The organism is Sutterella wadsworthensis 2_1_59BFAA, from assembly GCF_000297775.1.
Lineage (GTDB): Bacteria > Pseudomonadota > Gammaproteobacteria > Burkholderiales > Burkholderiaceae_F > Sutterella > Sutterella wadsworthensis_A.
The window spans coordinates 17,856-27,864 of the sequence record NZ_JH815519.1; the positions used below are offsets into that span (position 1 = coordinate 17,856).

Here is a 10,009-nt window from a genome sequence, read left to right on the forward strand (position 1 = left end):
TGAAGGCAATTCCATTTGAGAGAGTGCCCCGACCGGCCATTCGGGGCATCCCCTACCTCGGAAGTTTGACATCCTCCCGAGTATGAATACCCGGGATTCCTCGTATTCGCGTCAGGACGCGAAGAAAAGGACGGTTCCCGCTGCTGACTTGTTGCCAAGTTCACTTGACGGGCGAACTGAGCCTGTCCGGCTCTTCTTTAGCACGTTGAGTGCACCTACGACGTCCGCGTTTTCAGTGTAGCCGCAAAGTTGGCAACCGAAATGCGCCTGCGTAGGTCGATTTGATGAACTCGTGTATCCGCACTTGGGACAAGTCTGGCTCGTGTACTTCGGATCGGCAAGGATGAGCCGTCCGCCGGCCTTGAACAAGGCCCACAGGATGGCCATCCTCATACCATAGGGCGCAACGCGTGCCAAAGAGCGGTTCAAGCCGCTCTTCTGCTTCACGTTCCTGCCCGGATCCTCAACCGTGCCCTTGGCCGATTTCGTCATGTTCTTCAACTTCAGATTTTCCATGGCCACCCATCCGTATTTCTGTGCGATGGTGTGAGCCGTTCTCTTCATGAAGTCCTGACGAATGTTGCGGATACGACGATAGTGCGTCAGAATCTGGTTCTTCAGTTGCCTGCACCTGCGACTCGGCTCCCGTTTGTCAAACGGGGCCGCCTTGCCCAAATCGGCTAGCTTCTTGCGGGCTTCCTTGTTGTGGCAAAGTTGCTTTTGAAGAACGGCAATTCGTTTTTCGTGCTTCTTGATGGATGAAACTTCGGGAAGCCCTTCTTATTGGACTTGAACTCATTGATGGAGGCGCACTCATCCTTCAGACCTTGCTGAAGCGCTTGAGATGGCGCATCCTGAAGCCACAACATGTCGTCTTCCTGTTTCCAGCACGTGAGCTTTTCACAAAGTTCCGCATAGTTCAGAAACGGCAGATTGTGTTCAAGCCTCTGCTTCTGCAATTCGGTCGCCTTGTTCCAAACAAAACGCCGGCACCCGGCGGCTTGAGCGAAGATTCGCGTTTGCTCCCGGGTAGGCATCAGTTCGAACTTGTAGGCGATATTGGCTTTCATGACTTCCATCCTACACCGTCCTTTTCGAGAACGCATGGTTCGTAGACAATCTGCGAACCAGAAGAGTACCTCTCATTCCGTCGATTGAAATCGAGGGCTTTCTTGGCTTGGATTTGTAAGTTTGACCCGAAGGCTTGACCTTCCGCGCCCTGACTGGGCTTTACCTTGAAAGCCCTTTCTCAAAAGGATTGCGCGGCACCTATAATGCATCTACGGCAGAGCCGGACCCTCGAAAGCACTACTGCTTTCGCATGACCTCCGCATCCCGAGAAGACCATTTTGAAGACGGGGCGGAGTCCGCCCCTCGCATGCCGAATCAAGGAGACAACACATGGCCATGAAGACCTACGACTTCGCCTACGGGCGCGGTCGCAAAACCTTTACCGTTGAAGAGGACCGCGTTCTGAAGGTGGTCCGCACCGAAGAGTTCCCGCCGATGGAAGACATCAGGGGCGGCGTGCTCGAGGCGATCCGCCACCCGATCGGCTGCCCGTCGATCGAAGAGATCGTCAAGCCCGGCGACACCGTCGCCTTCATCTGCAACGACCCGACCCGCGTCGCCAACAGCTTCGACTTCATGCCGGTGCTCGTCGATGAGATGAACCGTCTCGGCGTGAAGGACGAGGACATGAAGATCGTCTTCGCGCTCGGGACCCACCGCGCCATGACGCACGAGGAAATGGTCGAGGGCGTGGGCGAAAACGTCGCCTCCCGCCTCAAGATGTACAACAGCATCTGCACGAATGACGACGACTTCGAATACTTCGGCACGACCTCCCGCGGAACGCCCGTGCACATCCACAAGGAGCTCTGCAACGTCGACCACGTGATCCTCACGGGCACGATCGTGCACCACTACTTCTCCGGCTACGGCGGCGGCCGAAAGGCCATCCTTCCCGGCTGCGCCGCGATGGAGACCGTTCGCGTCAACCACAGCTTCATGCTCGACGAAAACGCCGCGCTCGGCCGCACGACGGGCAACCCCTGCTACGAGGACCAGATGGAGGGCGTCGCGCTCTTCGCCAAGGGCCGCTCGCTCTTCCTCTTCAACGCCATCCTGAACGCCAAGCACCAGTTCCTGCGCATGTTCGCGGGCGACTACATCGCCGCGCACAAGGAAGCCTGCAAGTTCGTCGACGAGGTCTACGGCTGCGTCATTCCGAAGCTCGCCGACATGGTGATCGTCTCCTGCGGCGGCTATCCCAAGGACATCAACGTCTACCAGATGCAGAAGACCATGGAGAACGCCTCCTGCGCCGTCAGGAAGGACGGCGTCGTGATCCTGCTCGCCGACTGCGAGGAAGGCTCGGGCTCCAAGGTGCTCGAGGAGACTTTCCGCCGCCTCAAGACTCCGGCCGCCATCAAGGCCGAGCTTGAAGCCAACTTCAAGATCGGCGCCAACAAGGCATACGCCATCACGCGCCCGATCGAGAAGGCCCGCTACATCCTCGTGACGAGCCTTGACCGCCAGCTCGCGAAGGACATGCTCTTCACGGGCGCCGTCGACACCGTCGAGGAGGCCCTCGAGATCGCGAAGCAGTACGTGGGCGAGACGCCCGACATGATCCTGATGCCCGAAGGCTCCCTCACGGTGCCCCGCGTTGAATAAGGATCCTCCTGCGGCGGGCGTCTGCCGACGCCCCCGCATCCGAACGACTGCCGCCTGCCTGCGCCTCACCGGCCAGGCAGGCTTTTTATCCAGAACCACATCTCGAGGCCAGCATGCCCGACAACATCCGCTTCGACATCGACCGCGACGTGCGCATCGGTCTGCCCGAAGCCGTCTTCTGCGAGGGCAAGAGCCACGACGCGCTCCTCTCGCTCCTCAAGCGCTTTGCGTCCGACGACGAGAAGCCCATTCTCTTCACGCGCCTCTCGGAATCCGTCTGGGCACGCGTGCCCAAAGACCTTCGCGCCGCCTACGACTACGATCCCCTCTCCCGCACCGCCTGGCACCGCACCTGCCCGCGCCATGAAACGGGCCTTGCGAGCATCGTCTCCGCGGGAACGGCCGACGCGTTCGTGACGCACGAGGTCGCCCGCACGCTCGAGTACCTCGGCTGGACCGTCCGCCTCTTCGAGGACTGCGGAGTTGCGGGCCTCTGGCGCATTCAGGCCGCAAGGGACGACATCAACAAGGGCGACGTGGTCGTCGTCTGCGCGGGACTCGACGCCGCGCTCGCAAGCGTCATGGGCGGCCTCACCTCGAAGCCCGTCTTCGCGGTCCCCACGTCCGTGGGCTACGGCATCGCCGAAGGCGGCCGCGCTGCGCTCTCGAGCTGCCTCGCGTCCTGTGCGCCCGGCGTTGCCGTCATGAACATCGACAACGGCTACGGCGCCGCCTGCGCCGCCGCCCGCGTCCTCACCCTGCTTGAATCCGTGCGCGCTGCGCGCTGACCGAGGAGCACCGACCATGTCCGACCTCTTCAACCACCCGATCCTCACCGTCCGCATCCATGCGGGCTTCAACGCCAACGTCTTCCTCGCAGGCCTCCTCGCCCTGACGGGCCAGACCGCGGGAACGGCCCAGGCCTACATGGCGCGGCGCTTCCCCGAAGTCGACGCCATCATCGAATTCGGCCCGCGCGCCGTCAACGGCATCCTCGGCCACACGCTCTCGATCAGGACGCCGCACGAGCACGCCCACAGGACGCCCGCCGACATCCTCCGCCACTATGAGGCGAGCACGCTCTCCGACGAGGCGAAGGCGAAGGCCGCCGCCATCTGGTCCGTGGTCGCGAACGCCGAGGCCCGCGTGCACGGCACGACGCCCGATCACGTCCACTTCCACGAGGTGGGCCGCATGGCGAACATCATCGCAGTCGGGCTCATCGCCGACTTCATGACCACGATCGATCCCGCCATGATCGTCGCGAGTCCCCTCCCGATGACCGACGGCACCGTCAACTGCGCCCACGGCGTCGTGCCCTATCCCGCACCCGCCCTCTACGCGATGCTCGACGGCGTCGCCGTGCGCCCCTGGTCGGGCGAAGGCGAGCCCGTGACTCCCACGGGGCTGGCGGTCCTGCTGGGGCTCAGCGCGCGCTTCGGCGGCTGGCCCGAGATGGTCGTCACCGACCACGTCACCGTCTTCACGCCGAAGATCTTCGAGGGCGTCGCCAACGGCACGCTCATGGCCTTCGGCCAGCCCGTTCCCGCAGCCGAGTGAACGCCATGACGCCCGCCTTCGACGATCCTCGTCTTGAGCGGCTCGCCCGGAAGCTCTCCGAAGCTTCGAGCGACGGCGCGGTCACGCTCGCCTATTCGGGCGGACTCGACAGCCGCTTCCTCGCGTTCTTCGCAAAGCTCGCAGGCTTTCGCGTGAGGCTCCTGCACGTCACAGGCCCGCACGTGGCGCCCGCCGAGACGGCCGAAGCCGTCGCCGAAGCAAGAGCCATGGGTCTCGAGGCCGAGCTCGTGCCGCTCGATCCCGCGGACATGCCCGACCTCGCCGCTGCGGGACGCCTGCGCTGCTACGTCTGCAAGCGCCACATCTTCACGGAGCTTCTCAGGATCGCAGGCGACGCCCCGCTCTGCGACGGCACGAACCACTCAGACCTCGCCGTCTACCGTCCCGGCCGCAGGGCCCTGGAAGAGCTCGGCATCCGCTCTCCTCTTGCAGAGGCCGACATCAGCAAGGACGAGATACGTTCGCTCGGCGCCGCACTCGGCTTTCGCAATCCGGGCCAGATGGCAAGGCCCTGCCTGCTCACCCGCTTTCCCTACGGCATGAAGCCCGCGTCGCGCGACCTGATACTCGCAGCCGACGCCGAAGCCGCCGTCGAAGCCCTCATGAAGGAGGACGATCGGCTTCCAGGCCTGAGGTTCCGCTGCCGCTTCCCGGACGGCGTCAGCCCCGTGATTCATCTCGAGCGAAGTTCGGTCTCGCATGCAGAGGCACCGGAACTCCTTGCCAAAGGTCTCAGTAAGAAGCTCGGCGAGCGTGCATCAGAGCTTCGCGTCGAGCTTGTGGACGAGCTCTCGGGGTGGTTCGACCGGCCCGTTCGGAACTGAGGAAGACAGAGCACGACAAAGAACAAAAGGCAGCGATCCCGAGGGAGCGCTGCCTTTTGCATTTGATTGAAGCCGCTTGGATTCGGCCCCTGAAAAAGGATCGCCCCGAATTCCGTGCGGAATCCAGGGCGATTTGTTCAGTCAAACTGATGTTCTATGCGAACGGGCAGTTATTAGTATGAAAGCGGAAGCGCCGGAAACCAAAAAGAAAAAACACCCCCGGTAGGAATACTCGATTCCTATGTTGATGGGGCATTACTATGGACTCGCCCGGCCTGTGTCCCCGATTGTGTGTGCTGATTCAGGATTAAGGGCAACTCCAAGTATGAAGTGGCTTATGCCTTAGCGATTATCCATCCTCGAGCGGCTTTTTCCTTTTCGACGTCTGCAAGTGTCATCAGCCCATAACGCCTTAACGCGCGAATCCACCGAGGCCGGCGTTGACCATCCTGTTTAAAGACGCCTGTGTAATCGAACTCTTTGTCGATGTATGGTTTCTGATTCACAACCACCCAGTGGATCAGCAATGCCAGCTTGTGAGCTACTGCCATAACGGCCTTGCAGAATCCCTTGTGCTTCCACCCTCCGAATAGGACGGCAAGATGTGAGCCTTTGGTATGACACGCTGCTTGAGCGCATTCGGTAAGCACCTTTTTGATTAACCTTTGCCCATGAGGAGTCCTTCCGCTTTTGATTTGTCCGGCCGATTCGTTATTTCCCGGGCATACGCCCAGCCAACGAGCAAAAGCGTGTGGCGAGGAAAAATTTTCTACGAAGTCCGGTCCGATCATTGACATCAGCAACTGCGCAGATTTTTCACTGACGCCCGGGATAGTCGTCATTAGGCGAATGTTTTGTTTGACTTTCTCGCACTTCTTCAATTCACGGATGACCGTTTGTTCGAGAGTTTCGATTTCTTTGGTATGCGTCTCGATCAGTCTCAGGATTGATTGGACGATGTCCTTGTTAATTTGGGATAGTTCTCCGGAAACGGCATCCAGGATCTCCTCGATTGATTTTTTGCACAACGGATCAATCATGAGGGCGAGTTCTTCTCGGGGTGCATCTTCCAGAATGCCGGCGATGAGACTTTGGGAGGAAGCGCCGCCGATGTCGGCGAAAGCAACCGTAAATCTGAACCCGGAGTCATCCAGGACTTTCACAAGGCGATTTTTGAGGCGTTGACGTTCAGCAACAAGCGATTTGATTTGGGACTGAACCAATCTCAGCGAACGGTAAGGTTCTGCTGGAATAAACGAGGCTCGATAGAGGCCAAGGCGAGCAAGGTTGGCCAGCCATGTGGCATCACTTTTGTCGGTTTTGCGCTTGTCCGAACCACGATTAAAGATTCGCGGATTGATGAGGACTGGATGCAAATCAGCTTTTTCAAGATCACGGAAAGGCGCCTTCCAGAAAATGCCGGTGCTCTCCATAAGGATCAAGTCGGCGTTCTGTGAAGAGCACCATTCGGTAAGTCGTTGTCTACCGGAGTATGTGCCGGTGGATTCGAAGTATTCCTTTTCATGGACCTCGCGCCCTTTGGCGTCGTGCTGAACATGAACGGCGCAAGCGACCAGACGATTTTTGTGAACGTCCAGTCCTATCGTGCTGAAGTTGACGGTTGAGAGGTCATCGTTGCATTTGGCACGCATAACTGCCTCCGATGTATAGTTGAAGCATGGGGGGCAGTCTGCGAGTTAGTAGCCTATGAAGACTTTGTCAACAAGGTCTATTTAGTATTCGAGCAATGACGCTCAGACAGGGGATCGATACTCGCAGGCTCATTTTAGAAACGCGAAGGGATCGCACATCCAGCACCGAGCAACTACTGTCCCCCATAAGATTTTAGGGCGTACAACCGTGGTTGTACGCCCTAATTTAATTCCCCGCTTTCATGCGCAGGGGGGTGGCACTAAAGTGCTACACACCTCTTAGAACTTGTGGACGAGACCGGCGTTGACAGCGGCGACGGAAGCCTTGTCATCATAGCCATCCTTGGAGCCCTTGTCATAGGAGTCCATGTAGTAGCCGGCACCGCCGTAGACGAACGTGCGCTTGGAGAGCGGATATTCGTAGCCGACGGAGAAGGTGTAGCGCTGAACGTCGTTAGCAGTCGTGGTCTGATCTTCAGCATCCATGTAGCCGACGAGAACCTTGGCCGTACCGCCGAAGGCGGGAACGTCAGCACCAACGGAAAGACCGAAGCCGTCAAACTTACCCGTCCGATCATTCTGAATCATCTTGACGGCAAGACCAGAGTCCTTGAAATACTGCGTGGCGACGTAGAGCTTGGCAACGCCGAAGTTGTAGTTACCACCGAGGCTGACGGTCAGAGGATCTTCAACATCCGTCTGGCCGAGAGATTCGAGGTTCGTCTGGGTGACGATGCCAGTGAGGTAGAGGTCGCCGGCCGTGAAGGAAGCGCCGAGGGCGTACTGACGGTCAACGGCGGAGGAACCTTCGCGGCCTTTGTCAGTGCTGTCCTTCTTGAAGGAGTACTGGGCGAGAACGTTGAAGCCGGCAAACGTCGGGGTCTTGTAGGTGACGGAATTGTCCATGCGACCGAAGCCGGCGCCCATCACATACTTGTGACCGGCGATGTCAGACCAACCCGTGGAGAACGGGGAGACCTTGCCGCCGAAGAGACCGTAGCGGCCGTTGCCGGAAGCGAGGTCACCCTGGCGGCCCATGCCGAGTTCGCCGAAGTCACCAGCGACATAGAGCAGAGCTTCACGGTCGAAGAGGCGGTTAGCGGTAGAGAGCTGGCCGTCGTCAGAAGAGAAGCCGTTTTCGAGCGAGAAGCCGACCTTGACGCCGTTGCCGAGGTCTTCTTCACCCTTCACGCCGAAGCGGCTGGCGGAGTTCTGGCCGGAGCGCATGTCGAACTTATTAACGTCTTCGCCATAGCCCTTGTCCGTGGAGGTGTAGCCGAGGCCCGTGTCGATGATGCCGTACATCGTGACATTGGCGGCAAAGGCGGAACCGGCGAAGGCGCCGAGAACGGCGACAGCGGCGAGAGTCTTCTTGAACATGATTTGTTTCCTCATTGAGTGCCGCGCACCGTCTTTTGTGATGCGTCGGCGGCCGGCAGACTTGTCCTGGGAGGCGCTGCCGAATTTAGAGCGGCTAAGTTGGTCCGAGCCGCATCTGGTCTTTGGTCCGCGAGGACCTGTGCATATTCTCCCAAAGACTTCGCCAATTTCCTAATGCGCTCCAGAGGACAAACAGACGAGGAAACATTGAAAATGCCTGTGGCTCTAGCCTTAAGAAGAAAAATAGGTGCTAACCCTCGCAACGTGACTATCTCTCCGGAGTGTTGCATTCCTACAACAAACCGCCCTGTTTCCGAGAATTCGACACGTGGACAGCCTGTAGAACGAAATGTCGACTTCGCTCACTCAGGAGTCCGCGGAGGGCCTTTTTCCTCGATTTTTCGACCCGAATTCCTGCGAACGTCGACCCCGTTCGCCAGAGAAAAACACCCCGGCTCCTTGCGGAACCGGGGTGCTTGGTTCAGTCAGACTGACGTTCTATGCGAACAGGCAGCGATCAGAACTTGTGGACCATGCCGAGCATGACTTCGGACGTCTTGGTCTTCGTTTCGACGCCGGCCTTTTCGGTCTTGACCTGCGTGTAGCCGGCGGCCGTGTAGACGAACGTGCGCTTGGAGAGCGGGTATTCGTAGCCGACGCCGGTGATGATGTTGTTGCCTTCGGTGGCGCCCGTCTTCACGTCTTCGTAGTCGTTCCAGCCGAGCTGAACCTTCAGCGTGCCGCCGACGAGCGGAGCCGTGCCACCGACGACGAAGCCGTAGCCCTTGTTGAGGGCGGTCTTCTTGTTGTCGGCGGTCTTGTCAGAGTCTTCATCCTTGCCGCCATCGAAGTACTGGACGGCAACCATCGGCTTGACCATGCCAAAGTCATAATTGGCGAAGGCGGACACGACGGTCTGGTTGTCGTCGTTGGTCTGGCCCTTCAGTTCGGTGCGGCTCCAGTCCGTCTGGCTGTAGACGAGGCCGGCGTTGAGAGCACCGGCACCGTACGTCACGCCGAGGGCGTAGTAGCGGTCGGCGTCGGAGGAGCCTTCTTCAGTCTTGATGGCATCGCCCTCTTCATTAACGTTGGACTTCTTGAGAGAAGCCTGAGCGAGAAGCGTCACGCCGGCAAACTTCGGAGACTGGTAGGTGAGCGTGTTGTCCATGCGGTCGCCGAGACCGAGGAAGACCTTGCCCGTCTTGGCGATGTTGTCCCAACCCGTGCTCATAGCGGTGGCACCGGAGCCCATCTGACCGTAGCGGCCGACACCGGAATCAAGACCGCCCGTGCGGCCGGCGGAGAGTTCACCGTACGGCGTTTCGACGAACAGGATGGATTCGCGGTGGAAGAGGCGGGAGCCCTTGTCGAGAGCGCCGTCGTCAGCCTTGAAGCTGTTTTCAAGGTTGAAGCCAACCTTGTAGCCGTTGCCGAGATCTTCCGTGCCCTTCAGGCCGAAGCGGGAGCCGGAGTTCTGACCGGAACCCATGCCGAAGCTGTCGGTCGTGGTCGTGCCTTTGTCGACCTGCGTCCAGTTGAGACCGAGGTCAACGAGACCATAGAGCTGAACGTCGGCAGCGAGAGCAGAGCCGGCAAAGGCACCGAGAACGGCAACGGCAGCGAGAGACTTCTTGAACATTTGCATTTCCTCATTTTTTGGGTTCGCTCCGGACCGGCCGGCCCGCGAGCGGCGACGGAAGCTTCCCGAGGGGCTCCGTCGAGATGGCGCGCACGCTTTTGCACTGCGCTTGCACCGTGGTCCGGTCTTTTCTCAAGACCTGTGAGGCATTTTTCCAGAGAACATTCAGGCCGTGCGAAATTTTTGGTTCATCTCGGAAGTCCGTGGAACGCGGCCTTGACTTTTAAGAAAAAGTCTGGTCGGCTCCCTCCAAG

Annotated in this window: 9 protein-coding genes; 4 read left to right on the forward strand and 5 right to left on the reverse strand. The window is 59.3% G+C overall.

The window, feature by feature from the left end; translation table 11 throughout:
* Positions 1-111 precede the first annotated feature (111 nt).
* Both HMPREF9465_RS13760 and HMPREF9465_RS09280 read right to left on the reverse strand, forming a co-directional pair.
* Entirely contained in the window at positions 112-756 is a 645-nt protein-coding gene (locus tag HMPREF9465_RS13760) for a transposase (protein ID WP_331270986.1), read from the reverse strand.
* Entirely contained in the window at positions 681-1,070 is a 390-nt protein-coding gene (locus tag HMPREF9465_RS09280) for a helix-turn-helix domain-containing protein (protein ID WP_196793883.1), read from the reverse strand. The genes HMPREF9465_RS13760 and HMPREF9465_RS09280 overlap by 76 nt, the downstream gene beginning before the upstream one ends.
* A gap of 331 nt (positions 1,071-1,401) precedes the next feature.
* On the opposite strand from HMPREF9465_RS09280, the gene larA reads away from it, so the two are divergent.
* The 4 genes from larA to HMPREF9465_RS09300 all read left to right on the forward strand — a co-directional run bounded on the left by larA (position 1,402) and on the right by HMPREF9465_RS09300 (position 5,084).
* The gene (gene larA, locus HMPREF9465_RS09285; protein WP_005436298.1) at positions 1,402-2,679 is read left to right on the forward strand and encodes a nickel-dependent lactate racemase; all 1,278 of its coding nucleotides are present in this window, start codon (positions 1,402-1,404) and stop codon (positions 2,677-2,679) included.
* Between the two features lie 113 nt (positions 2,680-2,792).
* A complete protein-coding gene (larB, locus tag HMPREF9465_RS09290) occupies positions 2,793-3,467 on the forward strand; it encodes a nickel pincer cofactor biosynthesis protein LarB (protein ID WP_005436299.1) in 675 nt (224 codons plus the stop codon).
* A 16-nt stretch (positions 3,468-3,483) separates the two neighbouring features.
* On the forward strand, positions 3,484-4,239 hold the full coding sequence (gene larC / locus HMPREF9465_RS09295; protein ID WP_005436301.1) for a nickel insertion protein: 756 nt from the start codon (positions 3,484-3,486) through the stop codon (positions 4,237-4,239).
* 5 nt (positions 4,240-4,244) lie between these two features.
* Positions 4,245-5,084 (forward strand): hypothetical protein, encoded by an 840-nt coding sequence (locus HMPREF9465_RS09300; protein WP_005436302.1) that lies wholly within the window; start codon positions 4,245-4,247, stop codon positions 5,082-5,084.
* Positions 5,085-5,419: 335 nt separating this feature from the next.
* On the opposite strand, the gene HMPREF9465_RS09305 is transcribed toward HMPREF9465_RS09300, so the two are convergent.
* From HMPREF9465_RS09305 to HMPREF9465_RS09315, 3 genes are all read right to left on the reverse strand, one after another.
* The gene (locus HMPREF9465_RS09305; RefSeq protein ID WP_005433045.1) at positions 5,420-6,736 is read right to left on the reverse strand and encodes an IS110 family transposase; all 1,317 of its coding nucleotides are present in this window, start codon (positions 6,734-6,736) and stop codon (positions 5,420-5,422) included.
* 279 nt (positions 6,737-7,015) lie between these two features.
* A complete protein-coding gene (locus HMPREF9465_RS09310) occupies positions 7,016-8,116 on the reverse strand; it encodes a porin (protein ID WP_005436303.1) in 1,101 nt (366 codons plus the stop codon).
* Between the two features lie 517 nt (positions 8,117-8,633).
* Positions 8,634-9,755 (reverse strand): porin, encoded by a 1,122-nt coding sequence (locus tag HMPREF9465_RS09315; RefSeq protein WP_005436304.1) that lies wholly within the window; start codon positions 9,753-9,755, stop codon positions 8,634-8,636.
* Positions 9,756-10,009 lie beyond the last annotated feature (254 nt).

Coding starts and splice junctions, on each gene's coding strand:
- HMPREF9465_RS09305 (WP_005433045.1), bottom strand. CDS start 6,736: ATGCGTGCCAAATGCAACGATGACCTCTCAACCGTCAACTTCAGCACG.
- larA (WP_005436298.1), top strand. CDS start 1,402: ATGGCCATGAAGACCTACGACTTCGCCTACGGGCGCGGTCGCAAAACC.
- HMPREF9465_RS09310 (WP_005436303.1), bottom strand. CDS start 8,116: ATGTTCAAGAAGACTCTCGCCGCTGTCGCCGTTCTCGGCGCCTTCGCC.
- HMPREF9465_RS09280 (WP_196793883.1), bottom strand. CDS start 1,070: ATGAAAGCCAATATCGCCTACAAGTTCGAACTGATGCCTACCCGGGAG.
- HMPREF9465_RS09300 (WP_005436302.1), top strand. CDS start 4,245: ATGACGCCCGCCTTCGACGATCCTCGTCTTGAGCGGCTCGCCCGGAAG.
- larB (WP_005436299.1), top strand. CDS start 2,793: ATGCCCGACAACATCCGCTTCGACATCGACCGCGACGTGCGCATCGGT.
- HMPREF9465_RS09315 (WP_005436304.1), bottom strand. CDS start 9,755: ATGTTCAAGAAGTCTCTCGCTGCCGTTGCCGTTCTCGGTGCCTTTGCC.
- larC (WP_005436301.1), top strand. CDS start 3,484: ATGTCCGACCTCTTCAACCACCCGATCCTCACCGTCCGCATCCATGCG.